This window comes from Clostridium omnivorum, assembly GCF_026012015.1.
Taxonomy (GTDB): Bacteria; Bacillota; Clostridia; order Clostridiales; family Clostridiaceae; genus Clostridium_AX; species Clostridium_AX omnivorum.
This window is the reverse complement of sequence record NZ_BRXR01000001.1, coordinates 3,027,073-3,044,802: the sequence shown is the minus strand read 5'-3', so window position 1 is coordinate 3,044,802 and position 17,730 is coordinate 3,027,073. Positions and strand designations below refer to the sequence as shown.

General features: G+C 32.9%; 17 protein-coding genes and 1 riboswitch. Of the genes, 7 read left to right on the top strand and 10 right to left on the bottom strand.

Annotation, left to right across the window (positions count from 1 at the left end; genetic code table 11):
* Nucleotides 1-13 precede the first annotated feature (13 nt).
* From bsdE14_RS14295 to bsdE14_RS14275, 5 genes are all read right to left on the bottom strand, one after another.
* Entirely contained in the window at nt 14-1,015 is a 1,002-nt protein-coding gene (locus bsdE14_RS14295; protein WP_264850645.1) for a polysaccharide deacetylase family protein, read from the bottom strand.
* Nucleotides 1,005-1,991: a GDP-mannose 4,6-dehydratase gene (locus tag bsdE14_RS14290; protein ID WP_264850644.1), complete on the bottom strand. Its 987-nt coding sequence runs from the start codon at nt 1,989-1,991 to the stop codon at nt 1,005-1,007. The genes bsdE14_RS14295 and bsdE14_RS14290 overlap by 11 nt, the downstream gene beginning before the upstream one ends.
* A 26-nt stretch (nt 1,992-2,017) precedes the next feature.
* Entirely contained in the window at nt 2,018-3,403 is a 1,386-nt protein-coding gene (locus bsdE14_RS14285; RefSeq protein ID WP_264850643.1) for a UDP-glucose dehydrogenase family protein, read from the bottom strand.
* 22 nt (nt 3,404-3,425) lie between these two features.
* Complete coding sequence (locus bsdE14_RS14280; protein WP_264850642.1) at nt 3,426-4,868, bottom strand: tyrosine-protein kinase domain-containing protein; 1,443 nt, start codon at nt 4,866-4,868, stop codon at nt 3,426-3,428.
* Between the two features lie 176 nt (nt 4,869-5,044).
* Nucleotides 5,045-5,572: an ECF transporter S component gene (locus tag bsdE14_RS14275; RefSeq protein ID WP_264850641.1), complete on the bottom strand. Its 528-nt coding sequence runs from the start codon at nt 5,570-5,572 to the stop codon at nt 5,045-5,047.
* Between the two features lie 198 nt (nt 5,573-5,770).
* On the opposite strand from bsdE14_RS14275, the gene bsdE14_RS14270 reads away from it, so the two are divergent.
* The 3 genes from bsdE14_RS14270 (at nt 5,771) to bsdE14_RS14260 (ending at nt 8,475) form a co-directional block, all read left to right on the top strand.
* Nucleotides 5,771-5,929 carry a DUF5670 family protein gene (locus bsdE14_RS14270; protein WP_264850640.1) on the top strand — a complete coding sequence of 53 codons (159 nt, stop codon included), beginning with the start codon at nt 5,771-5,773 and terminating at the stop codon, nt 5,927-5,929.
* A 293-nt stretch (nt 5,930-6,222) separates the two neighbouring features.
* Entirely contained in the window at nt 6,223-7,152 is a 930-nt protein-coding gene (locus bsdE14_RS14265) for a phosphatase PAP2 family protein (RefSeq protein WP_264852272.1), read from the top strand.
* Nucleotides 7,153-7,281: 129 nt separating this feature from the next.
* Nucleotides 7,282-8,475, top strand: a complete 1,194-nt coding sequence (locus tag bsdE14_RS14260) for an NAD(P)/FAD-dependent oxidoreductase (RefSeq protein WP_264850638.1) — start codon at nt 7,282-7,284, stop codon at nt 8,473-8,475.
* Between the two features lie 33 nt (nt 8,476-8,508).
* Here bsdE14_RS14260 and bsdE14_RS14255 read toward each other — a convergent pair whose 3' ends face one another.
* Both bsdE14_RS14255 and bsdE14_RS14250 read right to left on the bottom strand, forming a co-directional pair.
* Nucleotides 8,509-10,107, bottom strand: coding sequence for a peptide chain release factor 3 (locus bsdE14_RS14255; RefSeq protein ID WP_264850637.1), 1,599 nt, complete (start codon nt 10,105-10,107; stop codon nt 8,509-8,511).
* 172 nt (nt 10,108-10,279) lie between these two features.
* Nucleotides 10,280-10,846 carry an AAA family ATPase gene (locus bsdE14_RS14250; protein WP_264850636.1) on the bottom strand — a complete coding sequence of 189 codons (567 nt, stop codon included), beginning with the start codon at nt 10,844-10,846 and terminating at the stop codon, nt 10,280-10,282.
* A gap of 220 nt (nt 10,847-11,066) precedes the next feature.
* On the opposite strand from bsdE14_RS14250, the gene yidA reads away from it, so the two are divergent.
* Nucleotides 11,067-11,885 (top strand): sugar-phosphatase, encoded by an 819-nt coding sequence (gene yidA, locus bsdE14_RS14245; protein WP_264850635.1) that lies wholly within the window; start codon nt 11,067-11,069, stop codon nt 11,883-11,885.
* Nucleotides 11,886-11,953: 68 nt separating this feature from the next.
* Here yidA and lysA read toward each other — a convergent pair whose 3' ends face one another.
* From lysA to bsdE14_RS14230, 3 genes are all read right to left on the bottom strand, one after another.
* The gene (lysA, locus tag bsdE14_RS14240; protein WP_264850634.1) at nt 11,954-13,252 is read right to left on the bottom strand and encodes a diaminopimelate decarboxylase; all 1,299 of its coding nucleotides are present in this window, start codon (nt 13,250-13,252) and stop codon (nt 11,954-11,956) included.
* 27 nt (nt 13,253-13,279) lie between these two features.
* Nucleotides 13,280-14,479 carry an aspartate kinase gene (locus bsdE14_RS14235; protein WP_264850633.1) on the bottom strand — a complete coding sequence of 400 codons (1,200 nt, stop codon included), beginning with the start codon at nt 14,477-14,479 and terminating at the stop codon, nt 13,280-13,282.
* Nucleotides 14,480-14,634: 155 nt separating this feature from the next.
* A riboswitch (Lysine riboswitch) is annotated at nt 14,635-14,825 on the bottom strand.
* Between the two features lie 68 nt (nt 14,826-14,893).
* Nucleotides 14,894-15,589 carry a L,D-transpeptidase family protein gene (locus bsdE14_RS14230; RefSeq protein WP_264850632.1) on the bottom strand — a complete coding sequence of 232 codons (696 nt, stop codon included), beginning with the start codon at nt 15,587-15,589 and terminating at the stop codon, nt 14,894-14,896.
* 218 nt (nt 15,590-15,807) lie between these two features.
* On the opposite strand from bsdE14_RS14230, the gene bsdE14_RS14225 reads away from it, so the two are divergent.
* The 3 genes from bsdE14_RS14225 to bsdE14_RS14215 all read left to right on the top strand — a co-directional run bounded on the left by bsdE14_RS14225 (nt 15,808) and on the right by bsdE14_RS14215 (nt 17,722).
* Complete coding sequence (locus tag bsdE14_RS14225; RefSeq protein WP_264850631.1) at nt 15,808-16,467, top strand: DUF4397 domain-containing protein; 660 nt, start codon at nt 15,808-15,810, stop codon at nt 16,465-16,467.
* A gap of 147 nt (nt 16,468-16,614) precedes the next feature.
* Nucleotides 16,615-17,334, top strand: a complete 720-nt coding sequence (locus bsdE14_RS14220) for a YetF domain-containing protein (protein ID WP_264850630.1) — start codon at nt 16,615-16,617, stop codon at nt 17,332-17,334.
* A gap of 16 nt (nt 17,335-17,350) precedes the next feature.
* Nucleotides 17,351-17,722, top strand: a complete 372-nt coding sequence (locus bsdE14_RS14215) for a DUF4363 family protein (protein WP_264850629.1) — start codon at nt 17,351-17,353, stop codon at nt 17,720-17,722.
* The last annotated feature ends 8 nt before the right edge of the window (nt 17,723-17,730 follow it).

Genomic DNA, 17,730 nt, shown 5'->3' with positions numbered 1-17,730 from the left:
CGACCCCTAATTCTTATTTTGCATTAAAATAGTTGTAATACTCCAGCATAGTAGCTCCATTAAAGCTTTTATGAACTATGTCAAACAACATTCTTAAATCTCTATACAACCTTTCAATATGATTTTTACTCTTAAAAGTAGGACTACCACCTGGCATAAGCTCTGAGGAATGAATCATAAATTCAGCATAATCCTTTTCATTTTCAATTGTTTTATCGATTATCCACAGTAATCTATGCAAGTTTCTTCCATTTGGTCTAAGCATAAAGAAACTTGAGAAAAGTCTATTTGTGAACTTTCTAAGCATTTTTTTATTCTTAAGTTTATTATTTATTCCCTTTGAAAGCATAGAATCCGTAGAAATAGTCGTCATAGGTACTTCTAAAATTCTTGATTTGCCTTCTCTTGATATATCGCTTAAATCTAAAAAATAGGCCTTATCTGGGAAGGAACTATAATCAGTTCCTCCCTTTCCTAAAGGTACTCCCTTTTGAGAATTCCAGTTAATAAGCGGCGTTACTGAACAATCCACCTTATAGCCCAGTTCTTCCAGTACTTTTGCATAATACTCATTAAATCCCCATCTGCCTGCCCTATGGCTTGCAATACATATTTGAAAAGTATCTTCTAAGAGTTTTGTCATATATTCTACCTTTTGTTTAATAACTTCTTCATTATATTCAATTAAATAAGGCTGTAGTCTAAAATCATCCTTTGTCAAAGGTATCAGTGGAGGACTGTTCCATGGATGAAGGTGCATTCCTATTTCTCCTGTATTGCGCTTTATTACGTCCCTTGCAAACTCGATAAAAACCTTAGAAGAAGCCATCTCATAATTAGTTAAATAGGTTGGCTTGAGACCGTACTCCTCACATAGTTCTTGAAATCTAAACAAATATTCAGCATTCTTTGTAGTTATGCTGCAGGGCTTTTCCCATAAATTATCTCCTTCTGTATCTATTGTTATTAAAAAATATGGCTTTTTTACATTAGCCCCCATGTTATCACCGACCATTTACTCTTCTATACCACTCAATAAAATTTTCTATTCCAGCTTCAAATTGCATAGATGGATTGTATCCAAGCATCTGCTTTGCCTTAGTTATATCTGCATAAGTTATATTTACGTCTCCACCCTGCATAGGAAGCATCTTTTTCTTTGCCTTTTCACCAATTGTATTTTGTATTGTGTCAATCATAAAATTCAAAGATATAGTCCTTGATTCTCCAAGATTAAAAATTTCGTAACTATTTTCATTTTTATTAACCCATTCAATTGCCTTTAGTATCCCATCAACAATGTCGCTTATATATGTGTAATCTCTTTTGGTAGTACCATCACCATAAATGGGTATATCTTCACCATTAAATATTTTTTCGGTAAACTTATGAATTGCTAAATCAGGTCTCTGCCTTGGTCCATAGACAGTAAAAAAACGAAGTGACGCAATGTTAAATGAATATAATAAGTGATAGGTATAACACATTAGCTCACCTGATTTCTTTGTTGCAGCATAAGGAGATATAGGGAAGTCTACTCTATCTTCTTCCTTAAAAGGCACAGTTTTGTTATTTCCATAAACCGATGAGCTTGATGCAAATACTATTTTTCCAACATTACTTGCTTTGCAAGCCTCTAATATATTAAGAGTTCCAAGCACATTTACCTCATAATATAACTTAGGATTTTGTATAGAATTTCTTACACCAGCCATGGCAGCCAAGTGTACTACAACATCTATATCTTTGCCAATCAATTTTCCAACTGCTTCTTTATCTCTAATGTCATATTCATATAATCTCAAATTATCTTCTGGAATATTGTTTTTCTTCATCATATGCAGTATTTCTTTTATATTTCTTCTTTTAATGTCTGGATTATAAAAATCATTAAAATTGTCAATTACTACTAACCTATTTCCACTGCACAAAAGCGCCTCACATAGATGCGATCCAATAAAACCAGCCCCACCTGTGACAACAATATTCATAGTAATCTCCTTACCGTTTATTAATGCTATATGACTTCATAGTCTTCTTTTCCATCTTTAGTTATGGTATAAATTATACTTACAATATTGTTTCTACCATTACCTATATAATTAAGACCAGCCTTTGTAACTTCAACTGGACTATATAAGTTCCTTAAATCAAAAAACCAAGTATTTGTCATCTTATGCTTAATAGCTTTTAAATCAAGCTTCTTAAATTGACTCCATTCAGTTGCTATTACTAAAGCCTCAGCACCTTCTGCTGCCTCATACTCGTTATTACAAATATACAAGTTATTTCTCGATTCCTCATTATTTATAAATACTAGTTCTGATATTCCTGGGTCATATACTCTAAGTCTTGCACCACTGTTTAATAGGTTATTAATAAGGCTTACAGCAGGAGATTCCCTTATATCATCAGTATCTGCTTTAAAGGTTACACCTAGTACTGCTATTACTTTATTACTGATATCCCCAAATGCTTTAGTTATCTTTTTAAACATTCTTTCTTTTTGTTTAGCATTTGCTCTAATTACAGCATCCACGATAGACAATTTACATCCAGCAGCATCTGAAATTTTTATTAGTGCAGCAGTATCCTTTGGAAAGCAGCTTCCACCGTATCCTGGACCAGCATTTAAAAAAGCACTTCCTATCCTCTTATCCATTCCAATTCCCTTTGAAACAGCCCTTATATCAGCTCCTATAGATTCACAAAGCTCTGTAAGCTCATTTATATAGGAAATCTTTGATGCAAGAAAGGCATTTGCTGAATACTTTATTAATTCAGCTGTCTCTAGATTAGTTAATAAAAGCGGCACTCCCTTAATTAAAACTTTTTCATAAATTTTTTTCATTACTTCTGCGGATCTCTTACTTTCAACCCCCAAAATAATTCTGTCTGGATTCATAAAGTCTCCAATTGCTGTACCTTCTCTTAAAAACTCCGGATTTGATACTACGTCGAAATCATACTCTACACCTCTAGCCTTTAGTTCAGCCTCTATTTTACTTTTAACCATTTCTCCAGTGCCAACTGGTACTGTGGATTTATCCACAATAACTTTATATCTATTCATATATTTTGCAATTTCCACTACCGCCTGTTCTACATAGCTTAAGTCTGCACTTCCATCACTTCCCTGAGGGGTTCCTACCGTAATAAAAATTACATCACATTCTTCAACCACACTCTTCATATCAGTAGTAAAGCTTAATCTATTGCTTTTTAAATTCTTTAATACCAACTCTTCAAGTCCTAACTCATATATTGGAATAATCCCTAAATTTAATTTATCTATTTTATCTTTACTAATATCTATACAAGTAACCTCCATACCAAGTTCAGCCATGCAAGTACCTGTTACTAGTCCAACATATCCTACTCCTATAAATGCAAGCTTTAGCATTTTTAATCCCCCATTTCAGCTATCAATTTATCTTTTTATCATCCTTGTGTAAATTTCTTTTTATTAATTTTTTTATCTTTTCTATATATTTATTAAGCTTATCTATGAAAGGTTCTCTTATTTTTTCATTGCTATCTAAATAATCTTTATCATCATATTTTTTGTACACTTCTACTTTATTTAGACACACTCCTATTATCTTAGCGTTTACAATTTTTAATAAATTTTTTGCCTTAATGGAATCCTCTTTTACTGATTCTCCAGCTGCCACTACAAAGATGCAGCCATCACATAGTGTAGATAACACCTGAGCATCAGTAACAATACCTACTGGTGGAGTATCCATAATAATATAGTCAAAATTCTGTTTCCATGTCTCCATAAATTCCCTCATCCTATGTGATGATAATAATTCTGTAGGATTTGGAAGTTTTGTTCCAGCCGTAATCATATACAAATTATTAAATTTTGTTTTATATTTTTCTTCTTCCCATTTGTTTACTCCACACAATATATTTGATAGTCCCTTTTTATTACTAGTTTCAAAAAACTTATAAAGTTCCGGCTTTCTTAAATCACAGTCAACTAGTAGTGTTTTTTTACCATTCTGAGACATAATGAAAGCAAGTATATATGCAATACTGCTTTTTCCTTCTCCTTGTTTACTGCTTGTTAGCATGATAGATTGAACTTTTTTATCTATGGATGAAAACTCTACATTAGTTCTAAGAGTTCTAAAGGCCTCCATAGTCATGTTAGATTTTTTAATTATTAAATTATTAATTCCATCATTTTCTCTTGGAATAATTCCTATTACTTGACAGTCTAAATTATCTTCCACGTCCTCTTCTGTTTTAAAGGTATTATCCGAGTATTCTTTTACCATGATTATTATGAAAGCTAACATTAATCCTGCAAAAGCAGAAATAAATAAATAAAGCTTTTTATTTGGCGATATTGGGTTATCGCTAGCTTTAACCTTATCCATAATCTTAATACTATCTGACGGATAGGTGTTCTTTACTTCATCAATAAATACTTGACTTAATGCGGTGATTATTTCTACCGACTGTTTTTTGCTGTTAGCTCTTACTTTTATATCAAAAATTTGAGTATCTGCCTCTGGAACTACAGTAATTAGCTTTTCAAAATCATCAGTAGATATGCTTAAGCCTACCTTTTCTATGGTTTTTTCAGCAACAGTGGAAGTCTTTGCAATTGCACAATAGGTTTTCACAAGCTTTTGATATAACATCAATTGATCGTAATCAAGCTTCGTACCGCTAGTTGATGAATTTCCTACAATAATACTAATGCTTGCTTCATAAGAAGGCTGTATTACAAAAAAAGCTGTAAAAAAACCTATTGATACACATAAAACAATACAAACTAATATGGTTATATACCTTCTTAACAATATTTTTATAATTTCACTAATCTTAAATTGTTCGCTGGTATCTTTCACTTCCACTCCCCCTATTTTATAAGGCTACATACTCTATTTGAAAAATCTATAAAAGCATGGGTATACTATTAAAATATTAAATATAATCCTATCTGTGCAGGTTTTGATAAAAAAATAAGAAACCTATAGTTCATTGCTACTATAGGTTTCTTAGTATATATTTTTTATTGCATTATTTACTTTACATTTGCCTTTTTAAGCAATCTTGCAAGTGGAATTGCTATAACAGCTCCGCCAACTACCTGAATTACATTTCCTAGTATATCGTTTAAAGCTATAATGAAACTATGATATATAAATGCTCCAGCAAAATAGTATCCTACTATCATCCAAATACCTGCAACAGTAAATGCTAAAATGTTATTAAGAGAATTGTTTCCTTCATAGTCATTCCTATAAGCAATCCATCCAGCTAAGTATCCCATAAGTCCTTTTATAACAAAAGTGAATGGCGCCCAAATAGCATAAGGTGATAAAACATCAAATAGACACATTCCGATGGCTGAAGCTACACCTGCTTTCTTCTTTCCAAGAATAATTGCTGCAGTGAATACCATACTGTCTCCTAGGTGCAGAACTGCCTTTTCTCCAATTGGAATATGAATGAGCCAGGTAGCAACATATATAAGAGCTGCCATAACTCCAACTTTTGCAATATCGCTAACTTTAATAGCACTTGCCATAACTTCTTTTCTTTCCTCCATATGTATTCCCCCTGTTTTCTTTAATCTCCTAATATTATTATAGACACTAATACACTTTTTGCAAATGTATGGATACACTTAAAATATTTATGGCATAAATTTCCTCAAATAATAACTAAACTATATGTAAATAATATTATTACATAAAAAATTACATATATGTTTCAATGTACATAAAACAGTGAAGGAGGAATAATTATGGCTATATTACGTTGGATAGGTGGATTTGTTATTCTATTCTGGCTAATTGGTTTAATTTTTAGAATAGGTGGAAGTTTAATCAATCTTCTACTTTTAGTAGCTGCAATAATATTTGTTGTAGATGCTATATTTGGGAGAAGGAAAACTCCAAGATAAGTTTTAAAATGTAATGAATTATCTCAAGATAACTTATTACAAATACAATAATATCTAATTTTCAATGCTCATTGCTTTAATGCTTGAGCATTTTAATTTTTGAAGCTATTTAAAATTCATTATTATTATGTACTTGTCCTCCAATATTATGTTATAATTTGAAGCGTGGCATTGGCATCTTCGTTTGCTCACAATTATTATAATTAATGGAGGATCTCTTCGTGTTAAGTGTACTTTTTTCTAGAATTAAGGAATCATCTTCAATTGGTTCTTGGCTTAAAAATAAACTATTGATGGTTTGGAGACTAATAGATAAATATTTTTTTATTTTAATAGGTCTATACTTTTTAAGAACTGCTATTCTAACATCTCTATATTCTAATGCAGGCGTAGATTATAAGGCATACTTTTATTTATTAGCCTTTGCTAGCTTTACAGCATATTCTGACATGAGAAGAGATGTAAAATGGCTTCCATTTATAATACTCTGTATACCATTTTTACTTATAATCCAATACATAAGCGTACATGGGTATGCCTTTTGGGGAAAAATGCTAAGCTGGCAGATAAGCAGGAAAATAGTTTTTGATTTAAATCCCCTATTTAGTAAAATACCGCTAAATGATGCTGCTTTTATGAGGGTTTATCAATCAGATACTTTAACTTGGTTTATGCGTTTAGTTTACCAAAATGGATTTGTATTGCCAGTTATTCTACCTCTTTACAGAGCTTGCATTTCAAAAGATCTTAAAAAAGCAATACGATATGCACTTTCAGCGCATATCTTCCAAGTATTTTTAATAACACCATTTTATCTTATGTTCCACCTACAAGAGGTTTGGTATGTACTTGGACACCCAGATGGAATGGCAAGGAACTTTACTCCTGAACAAGCTGCTGGATGGACTTTAAATTGTTTTCCATCTATGCATACCTCAATAGCCTTTGCAATGTTTCTTTTAGTTTTAAGAGAAAAGAATAAGCTATTCAAATGGATATGGGGTTTCTTCTGTCTTAGCGTTATATTTTCAACCATGTACCTTGAAATACACTGGGTTATAGATGTTATTGGTGGATTAATTCTTGCCTATGGTACTGTTAAGCTTGTAGATTTTATATTAGCAAAAGCAGACAATTTACTCAATAAACCTCTTGGCAGATTTTATTATAGGCACCAAGAGTCTACCTATCTAACTAAATACCTTCTTGATATAATGGATTAATACTTATCCGCTGGTAAATATACCAGCGGATTTTTATTTATAATAAAATATATAAATTTATACATTATTTAATATTAAACTGTAGAAACTAAACATATTGCTTTAACCATAGAAAGGATGACAGAGTGTATGAATCTTATATATGGAAATACCTATTGGAATAATATTAATAAGAACTATAAAAACTATCCAAAACTGTCTAATAATGAAGTCTGCGATGTAGTAGTAGTTGGTGCTGGTCTTGCTGGCTGCCTTACAGCCTATTATTTGTCCTTATATAATGTGAATACTATATTGATTGAAAAGGATTTGATAGGTTCTGGTACAACATCTTCAATGGATGGAATGCTTCAGCCAGAACTTAGCAAAACACTTCTAGATCTTTCTAGAATTATACCAAAAGAAGCTGCTGAAAGAGCTTATAAACTATCCATAAAGGCTTCAGATGAATTTGAAAACACCTTATTTCATCTGTGCAAGGTCTGTGAATTCAATAGAAAGGATACCCTATACATCAATCCTTTAGTTGATTTGAAGAAAGAATATAACCTGCGAAAGAAATTAGATTTTGAAGTTAAATACATCAATTTGCCAGACTGCATTGAAAAATTCACTATTAATGACGAAGATGCCATTGTAACAAAAAATACTGCAACCATTGACCCACTAAAATTTTCACATACACTGGTAAAGGCTTTCGAAGCACTTGGAGGGCGAATATATGAGCAGACTCCACTAATAAGTTATGATTACTCTGAAAACAAAATGAAAGTATCTACCAACGGATTTAACATTCTTTGCAAGAAGATAGTATTTTGCACTGGATTATCAACTTTAAAACTGTTTAAAAAGCCGTCTTTTTCCTTAAAAAACACCTTTGGAATAGTAACTAATCCTGTAAATGGGGTAAAAGACTGCATTGATAAATATTCCATGGTTATTAAGGATAACCAAAATCTGCTTCACCTGAGAACTACCTCTGATAATAGGATAATGGTACTTCAATATTGCACCGATGAAATGAAAAATATGGACATTGAAGCTATACTAAAAGAAAAGAGTCAATACCTTCTTCGAAAAGTACAAAGCATGTATACTGATTATAATATGCTTAACATTGACTATGAGTGGAGTTCCAGATATATAGAAAGCAAAGATGATCTGACTTATATAGGAACTCATACAAAGTATCCTAACTGCTATTTTAATCTTCCTGCTGGAACTAATAGCAACACATATAGTATAATAGGTGCCCAAATAATTAAGGATTTAATTTTATATGGCAGTGATTGCGATAAAAACTTATTTTCTTTTGAACGATAATAAAAGCATGGAGTGCTGCTCCATGCTTTTATATTATTCCTCGTTATTCTTTCCTACGTCTGATAGTATAAGCCCCTTATTGTGCTCAAGAGCCCAACTTATTGCCCAATCGCTTTGGAAAATAATAAGATTTCTATCCTTAAAGTCCTTAACTCTTTTGCTATCACTAGTTATATTTAGCTTATCTACATCTATATCAGTATTTTCAATCCATCTAACATATCTGTAAGCTAATCTATCCATCTTAATATCAACGCCATATTCATGTTTAAGTCTGTATTCCAGAACTTCAAATTGGAGTACACCTACAACCCCAACTATTATTTCTTCAATTCCTATATGAAGTTCCTTAAATACCTGAATAGCTCCTTCTTGGGATATTTGAGTAATACCCTTAATAAACTGTTTTCTCTTCATAGTATCTATAGTTCTTACCCTAGCAAAGTGTTCTGGTGCAAAGGTTGGTATCCCTTCAAACTTAAATTTCTTTGAAGTTTCACATAGTGTATCCCCTATACTGAATATACCTGGATCAAACACACCAATAATATCACCTGCATAAGCTGTTTCTACAATTTCTCTATCTTGAGCCAAAAATTGCTGTGGCTGTGCTAGCTTAACCTTGTTGCCACCTTGTACATGGAACACTTCCATACCTTTTTTGAATTCACCAGAGCAAATTCTCATAAATGCTATTCTATCTCTATGAGCTGGATTCATATTTGCTTGTATCTTGAAAACAAAGGCTGAAAACTCTGGTGAAAAAGCATCAATTTCTCCTATGTTTGATTGTCTTGAAAGAGGAGCTGTAGTTAACTTTAAAAAGTCCTCAAGGAATGGCTCCACCCCAAAGTTTGTAAGCGCACTTCCAAAGAATACTGGGGTAAGTTCACCTGAACTAACTTTATCTAAATCAAATTCATCTCCAGCTATATCAAGAAGCTCGATATCATCCATAAGCTTCTTATGAAGTGATTCACCTAAAAGATCTTTAAATACATTATCCTCTATGCTTCCTTCAACAGATTCTACTAGGGTCTGCCCATGGTTTCCTCCATTAAAAGCTTGGATTACTTTCTTTTCTCTATCATATACGCCTTTAAAATCCGCTCCTGAGCCTATTGGCCAATTCATTGGATAGGACTTAATCCCAAGAACATTTTCAATTTCCTCTAATAGTTCAAAAGGGTCTCTTGCTTCTCTATCCATCTTATTTACAAAAGTAAATACTGGTATTCCTCTTAAGCTGCAAACGTGGAAAAGCTTCTTTGTTTGTTCCTCGACACCTTTTGCTCCGTCAATAACCATTACTGCACTATCTGCAGCCATCAAGGTTCTATAAGTGTCTTCACTAAAATCTTGGTGACCTGGAGTATCTAATATATTTATACAGTATCCATCATAATTAAACTGCATAACTGAAGAAGTAACAGAGATACCTCTTTGTTTTTCAATTTCCATCCAGTCTGATACAGCATGCTTTGCTGCTTTTCTCGCCTTTACAGAACCAGCAAGTCTTATAGCTCCCCCATATAGCAAAAACTTTTCAGTTAAGGTTGTTTTACCTGCGTCAGGGTGAGATATTATAGCAAAGGTTCTTCTTTTTTCAATTTCTCTACTTAAATCTGACAATGTTTTTCTCTCCTTTGATAAAATCAATATATTTATAAATATAAAATTACAATAATCTACATTGGATTTCCCTCTTTATCTATAAAGTGTACCATTATTGATTTTATCTTTATTATGTTTCCATGTCAAAAGAAATATTAAAGGTCTGGGAAAATTCCTAGACCTTTATATTTTATTCAAGATTGCTTTCTAGTCCTACAATCTCTATAATTCTCTTTGCTCTTTCCTTTGTTGAACCTTCAACTACTGTGTAAGGTACATTTTCAGCAACTAAAAATTGCTTAATTGCCTCATCTACTCTTATTGCTGTATCTTCATCCTGCCACCTAACTCCATCTTTAGAGTATCCAAATTCTCTTGGAACAAAGAATATATGATCATACTTAGGTATATCCCTAAGGGCAAGATAATAAAGATCCTTTAGTATTTCTATCTCTTTTTTCGTTCTTTTCTTACTACCAAGCATAAACCTTCCATAAACATATGGTACAAAGGTTGCATAGTCAGTAATTGCATAATCAAAAATGCCTAAATCATCTTCAATTCTCTGCTGACCTAAATATATTCCATATTGCTCTGCAATGCTCTCTATCATACCTTTATCTCTTAAATAGTCTGTACTATATTCTGAAGCACAACCTACATTTAATCCCATAATCTTCATGTCCACATATAATTGTTGTATTAAGGTGGTTTTACCACATCTTGGTCCACCTAGAATTGCTATTCTTGTAGTCATATTTTCATGACCCTCCACATCCAATAATTTATCAAACCACAGAAAATTATATCAATTTATGTCTAATTTTTCAACAAAACCACGAATGATTTTTTAAAAAATATTTTTTCATTTCCATCTATGTATAGCTTTTCATTGAATTTACTTCCATTTATTTTTTATACAGTAATGTTATAATATTTTTAGTGGAATTTTTTAAAAATGTCATGGAGGTTACGATATGTATAAATTAATTGCCTTAGATATGGATGGAACTCTATTAAGCGAAGATAAAACAATTTCAAAAGCTAATTTTAAAGCAATTCAAAGAGCAAAGGCAAAAGGCGTTAAAGTAGTACTGGCAACCGGCCGACCTATAAATGGAATAAAAAAATATCTTAAAGAACTTAATCTAGTTGAAGCTGGTGATTACGCTGTAGCATATAACGGCGCACTAGTGCAAAGAACTAAGGATGGTAAAATAATTGCAGATAATCCAATGAATATCGAAGACCTAAATTACTTATATGAACTAAGCAAAAAGTTAAAGGTCCACATACACTTTTTAACTGAATCAAAATGCGTAACAACTGAAATAAATGAATATTCTATGGTAGAAGCTACAATAAATGAAATACCACTAGAAGTTGCTGATTTTAGTAAAATACCTTTAGATACAAATGTTGTTAAGATAATGTTCGTTGATGAAGCTAATTATCTATCAAAGGTAGTTGAGCAGCTGCCTTCCGAAGTATATGATAAGTATACAGTTGTTAGAAGCGCTCCTTATTTCTTGGAATTTTTAAATAAGAAGGTCAATAAAGGTTTTGGTGTAGGCTTACTTGCAGAAAACCTAGGTATATCTCATAAAGAAGTAATCTGTATTGGTGATGCAGGTAATGATATTGATATGATAAAATACGCTGGACTTGGAGTAGCAATGGGAAATGCCTTCCCTGAAGTTAAACTAATAGCTGACTATGTTACATGCACAAATGAAGAAGACGGCGTTGCAAAAGTAATAAACAAATTTATCCTTGAAGAAGAAAAAGTAAGCTAGGCGTGACACGGGGACGTTTCGCTTGGCACACTAGTATGCCAAACGAAACGTCCCCGTGTCACAACTCTTTAAAGTGATAATTCTGTAGAAATCAAATCTTCATAACTCTGTCTCTTGCATATAAGCCTTGATTTTCCATCTCCCACTAATACTACAGCAGCTCTGGGTATTTTATTATAATTGCTTGACATGGAGTACCCATAAGCTCCTGTTGAAAGCACTGCTAGTATATCGCCGCTTTCTACACTTGGAATATCCACATCACTTAAAAGTATATCCCCAGATTCACAGCACTTACCAGATATAGTCACCTTTTCATGGGAACTGCTTTCAACTCTATTAGCAATTACACATTCATATTCTGCCTTATAAAGCGCTGGCCTTATATTATCTGTCATACCGCCATCCACAGCCACATATTTTCTTACTTCTGGAATGTCCTTAATAGAGCCGATGCTGTAAAGGGTAGTACCAGCTTTTCCAACAATAGATCTACCTGGTTCGATAACCAGCCTTGGAAGCTTTATATTGAGTTCAAAAGCTTTATATTCTGCCCTTCTTATTATAGTTTCACAAAATTCCTCTATACTTCTAGGCTTATCACCCATTCTATAATGAATACCGAAGCCACCACCTAAGTCTAGCTCTTCAAGCTCTATCCCCAATTTATTTTTTATGCTGCTCATTAATGTAAGCATTACATCTGCAGCTTCTTCATAGGGCTCAAGTTCAAAAATCTGAGAACCTATATGGCAGTGAAGTCCTACTAAATTTATATTTGGAAGTGCTGCTGCCTTACGTACTGCCTCTAAAGCGTTGTCATTTAAGATAGTAAATCCAAACTTTGAATCTATCTGCCCTGTTTTAATATAATCATGGGTGTGAGCTTCAATGCCTGGGGTTATTCTAAGTAGAATACTCTGCACCTTATTATGTTTTTCTGCAACTTCGTTTATTCTCTCTATTTCATAAAAATTATCTACTACAAATCTACCTACTCCATATTTTACTCCCATGTCTATTTCATCAAGTGTCTTGTTATTTCCATGAAAATACACTCTCTCCAAAGGAAAAGAACTTTTAATTGCAGTATATAACTCTCCACCTGATACTACATCCAGGCATAAGCCTTCTTCATTTATAATTTGACACATAGCTATTGTAAGAAATGCCTTTCCTGCATAGGCAACTCTATTTCCCATTTCATTTACTTTAAACCCTTTAAAATATCTCTTACACTTATTTCTTATTAATGTTTCATCAATTACATATAGTGGAGTACCATATTGAGCTACTAAATCCACGGTATTTACCCCACCTATAAAAAGCTTATTATTAATAACTTCCGTTGTTCCAAAGAACTCCATATCCTTCACCACCTTAAAAGCTGAATTTTATAGTTCAAACTCTGATGCCATAATATTAATGGCTTTAAGCTTATCCTCTTGTCTAATTGCACAGGTTATCCTAATCTCTGAGGTAGTAATCATTTTAACTAATATATCATTTCTGCTAAAGAGCTTAAACATCTTAGCAGCAACTCCAGAGGTAGTTTTCATACCTATTCCCACTATAGAAAATTTAGTTATATCTTCATCAATTATTATATTTTTCCCTTCGGAGTACAGACTTACTATATCTAGGCACTCCTTCAAATCATCTTTAGGTATAGTAAAAGATATATTTACAGTACCATTCACTGGTGCAGTCTGGCTTATCATATCAATATTTATTCTCTTGCTTGCTACATCTTCAAATAAATTAGATAAAACATTTATATCATTAGAAATATTTTGTACTGTTATAGCCACATCTTCATCACTAGTTGCAAGTCCTGTTACTGGTTTACTTTCCATGTTCATATTCTTTACCTCCCTAATTACAGTTCCTTCTATATCACTATTACTTAATCCAACGTATATAGGAATACTATACTTTTGACCAAGCTCTATGGAACGAGAATGCATAACTTGCGCTCCAAGACTTGCTAGCTCCAGCATTTCCTCATAGTCAATTTCTTTAAGCTTCTTTGCTGCACTATATTTTCTAGGGTCAACGCTATAAATTCCGTCTACATCCGTATATATTTCACAGCTTCCATTTAGCTTTACAGCTATAGCAACAGCGGTAGTGTCAGAACCACCTCTTCCAAGTGTTGTAATATCACCCTCATCATTTATTCCTTGGAAACCAGCAACTATTACTATTTTCCCTTCTTGTAGCCTTTCTCGTATTTTAGTTCCATCAATATCGTCTATTAATGATTTCCCATATTGACCTGAGGTTTTAATTCCAATTTGATATGCTGAATAGCTGATGGCATCGTGTCCCATAGCTTTAAGCGCCATAGCCAGTAGCGAAGATGAAATCATCTCACCTGTAGATAAAAGAGCATCCAGTTCTCTTCTGTCAGGGTTATCTGTTACCTGCTTTGCAAGTGCAATTAATTCATCAGTAGTATCACCCATAGCTGATACTACTACCACCATGCTATTGCCTGCTTCATGCTTTTTTATAACGCTCTGTGCTACCTTTTTAATCTTTTCTATGGTTCCTACAGAACTCCCACCATATTTTTGAACAATTACAGACATTTCAATCTCCCCTTTTCATAAGTAATATTTAGCATTAATACGACCTTAGGCAGGGCATTTGAAATCTTATATGAATATTATTAAACCTATATAAAAAAACAAATGCAGCAAAGGAACACCTTTGCTGCATTAATAAAAAACTATGCAACTAGTGTTACCTTTGTAGCTCTCCACTTATACAGACTTTAATCCGTAATATCTAAGTGACAGCCCTGCATATATTATATGCAAAGCCAGAAATCTCCTTTGCCAAGTAAAATTTCTTCGGCCATAACTCCTTTTGCTCTCCTTCTTAGTGTGCCCACTCTTGAAAGCTACTATTAATTACAGCGCCTCTACCCTAGGTTACTCATATACCGTATTAAATTAAGCACAGTTTAACACAAAAGAAAACTAAATGCAACCCTCATAAAATTAGTCAAATAAATCCATTCCTATTTTCTTATAGAACTTGTAATCTATATCATGGCTTGTTTCCAAGTTATTTTCTTCTCTAAATTGAATAATACCAGCTTTCATTCCATCCCCGTAAACACCGTCAATACTACCTGAATAGTACCCTTTAGCTTTTAACAATCGTTGAACTTCTAACACATCAGCACCTCTGTCTCCAGGTTTTAAATATCTGTAGCCTCCATTATAGGCTCCATAGAGTTCACATTGAATAACCACTATGGTTCCAACATTTACGTATTTATATAGATCCTCTATATCATTATTGAACATTCTTATGCAGCCATGAGAAGCAGCAGAGCTTATAGAACCTGGTCTATTAGTACCATGAATTCCATATAGTCCCCAAGGTACATTTAAACCAAGCCATCTTGTACCAAAGCCTCCGCTCCATTCTGCTTTGCTTATAATAGTCCATGTACCAAGAGGTGAAGGGGTATCAACCTTCCCACAAGCTATACTATAGCTTTTTATAACCTGCTTAGTATTCTTATCAACAAGAAATAGCCTTTTTTCTCCTATCTCAATCACTATTTCATATTTGTTAGCAGCGTTATAATTATAATTTGAAGCCTTAACATTTATAGGAATTATAAAAAATAAAAGTGTATATAATAGCAAAATTAGAATAGTTTTTTGAAACTTTTTCAAATTCATGCCTCCTCCCAATTTCATGCAGCTCTAAAATATAGTCTTCTTTGCAGTAAATCAGCACATGAATTTAGTATATACCTCTACTCACTATTTAATTCTAATATTGAATGGAATATATTTCTTACATATCTGCTGTATAGATATAATTTTTTTCATGGTTACCAACTAAAATATGTTTCATATAATACAAATGAAGTAATATTTTAAGGAGACATATATTCATGTTTTATTGCCCATACTATAATTATTGTAAATCACTCTACAGAGAAGAAGCTGCTCCAGTTTCCTATGTGAGAGTGCTTCATGCAGCACCAGGTGCTCCTTCAGTTGATATTTACTTAAACAACAGATTAATAATTAGAAGATTATCCTATAAAGACTTTTCAGTTTATCTTCCTGTTAGTAATGGAAATTATAATATAAAGGTTTATCCTGCTGGAACAACCCAAAATCCTGTTATAGATACCAATTTAGAAATACCAGCTAAGGCCATATTCACTATTGCAGCTATTGGAACTCTTCCAAATCTCAGCCTGCAGCCTATATTAGAACCAATAATTCCAACTGAGCCTGGTAAAGTTTATATTAGATTTGTTCACTTATCACCAAATACCCCTAGTGTAAATTTAACCCTTAGTGATGGGACGGTATTATTTAAAAATCTACAGTACAAGGAAGTAGCTGACTATATTCGAGTTGACCCTGGCACCTATTCCTTTGAACTAAGACTTACTTCTAGTAATGAAAGAATACTTTATGTACCAAATCAGCATCTTAGACCTAATCGCATTTATACTTTCTATGCTGTAGGCCTTGCTGATAAAACACCTCCACTACAGGCTCTTATTCCTCTAGATGGTAATACTTATTTAAAAGTATAATGCTAAATTTTAAAAATCTTACCGCCACTTAGTCATAACATCATCTTATAAAACCCTGAATTTAGCTTCAGGGTTTTTTTATGCATATAAATCTTTAAAAATAAGAAAATAAGTATGGCAATATTGTTTACAGAGAGGAGATTAACTATGTGGACTGCCTTTATTAATATATTTCTTAGAACAATTGGTGCGTATTTGTTACTTTTACTGTTAACAAGACTCATGGGAAGAAAGCTTATTTCACAAATGACCTTCTTTGATTTTACTGTTGGTATCACAGCAGGCACTATAACAGGTGTAGTTGCCTTGGGAGACATAAATTCTTTTCCGTATTCTGCAGCAGCTTTAATTATTTTTGCACTGCTTGCTATAGCCTCTTCCTACCTTCATATAAAAAGCTTTAATGCAAGAAAGGTATTAAACTCTGAGCCTGTAGTACTTATTTCACAAGGTCAAATGGTTGAAGAAAATATGAAAAAGTGCCGAGTAACCATTAATGAACTTATGATGCTGCTAAGAGAAAAAAGCGTATTTAATGCAGCTGAAGTTGAATTTGCAATATTAGAAACTGATGGCATTCTCTCTGTGCTTCCAAAGTCTGAAAAACAACCTCTTACTCCTTCAGATATGAAAATAACAACATATTATAAAGGTTTGAGCAAGGACATTATTATAGATGGAAAGCTGATGAATGAAAATCTTGATGATACAAAGTTTACAGTGCAGTGGATAGAAGAACAGTTAAAAAAGCAAGGCATAATGAATATATCGGATGTTTTCTATGCTGGGCTTGATTCATCAAACAATTTATATGTGTCACTAAAGAGTTCAACTAATGAAAAACATGGCATGTACGGTATAGAATAGCTTAGGAGCTGATATTATGTTTGACAAAGTAGATATGAGACATATTATAGCAATAATATGGGTTGTGTGCTTTGCATTATTATGGATAGTATTTGCAAAGGCACTTCCATATAAAGCTATGAATAGTGATTTGACTACCTTAGAACAGAATATTAAGAATAAGAATTGGAAACAAGCGGATAGGAACATGAAAAGTTTAAAAGCCACCCATGATAAGTACAGAAAGATAATTCAAATGAACAATGCCACTGAAATATATACAAATTTTGAAGCTGTTTTTGGTCAGCTGGAAGTAACATTAGAAAATAAGCAGGACAGCGCTATTGAATATGTGGGGGCTCTAAAAGAATCACTTAAGCTTGTAGCCAAAGCCTTTTCAGGTCCTTAAAGGAGTGT

Bases quoted from the DNA above. Each gene is read 5' to 3' on its own strand.
- bsdE14_RS14295 (WP_264850645.1), bottom strand. From the start codon at position 1,015: ATGGTCGGTGATAACATGGGGGCTAATGTAAAAAAGCCATATTTTTTA.
- bsdE14_RS14290 (WP_264850644.1), bottom strand. From the start codon at position 1,991: ATGAATATTGTTGTCACAGGTGGGGCTGGTTTTATTGGATCGCATCTA.
- bsdE14_RS14285 (WP_264850643.1), bottom strand. From the start codon at position 3,403: ATGCTAAAGCTTGCATTTATAGGAGTAGGATATGTTGGACTAGTAACA.
- bsdE14_RS14275 (WP_264850641.1), bottom strand. From the start codon at position 5,572: ATGGAGGAAAGAAAAGAAGTTATGGCAAGTGCTATTAAAGTTAGCGAT.
- bsdE14_RS14270 (WP_264850640.1), top strand. From the start codon at position 5,771: ATGGCTATATTACGTTGGATAGGTGGATTTGTTATTCTATTCTGGCTA.
- bsdE14_RS14265 (WP_264852272.1), top strand. From the start codon at position 6,223: ATGGTTTGGAGACTAATAGATAAATATTTTTTTATTTTAATAGGTCTA.
- bsdE14_RS14260 (WP_264850638.1), top strand. From the start codon at position 7,282: ATGAATCTTATATATGGAAATACCTATTGGAATAATATTAATAAGAAC.
- bsdE14_RS14250 (WP_264850636.1), bottom strand. From the start codon at position 10,846: ATGACTACAAGAATAGCAATTCTAGGTGGACCAAGATGTGGTAAAACC.
- yidA (WP_264850635.1), top strand. From the start codon at position 11,067: ATGTATAAATTAATTGCCTTAGATATGGATGGAACTCTATTAAGCGAA.
- lysA (WP_264850634.1), bottom strand. From the start codon at position 13,252: ATGGAGTTCTTTGGAACAACGGAAGTTATTAATAATAAGCTTTTTATA.
- bsdE14_RS14235 (WP_264850633.1), bottom strand. From the start codon at position 14,479: ATGTCTGTAATTGTTCAAAAATATGGTGGGAGTTCTGTAGGAACCATA.
- bsdE14_RS14230 (WP_264850632.1), bottom strand. From the start codon at position 15,589: ATGAATTTGAAAAAGTTTCAAAAAACTATTCTAATTTTGCTATTATAT.
- bsdE14_RS14225 (WP_264850631.1), top strand. From the start codon at position 15,808: ATGTTTTATTGCCCATACTATAATTATTGTAAATCACTCTACAGAGAA.
- bsdE14_RS14220 (WP_264850630.1), top strand. From the start codon at position 16,615: ATGTGGACTGCCTTTATTAATATATTTCTTAGAACAATTGGTGCGTAT.
- bsdE14_RS14215 (WP_264850629.1), top strand. From the start codon at position 17,351: ATGTTTGACAAAGTAGATATGAGACATATTATAGCAATAATATGGGTT.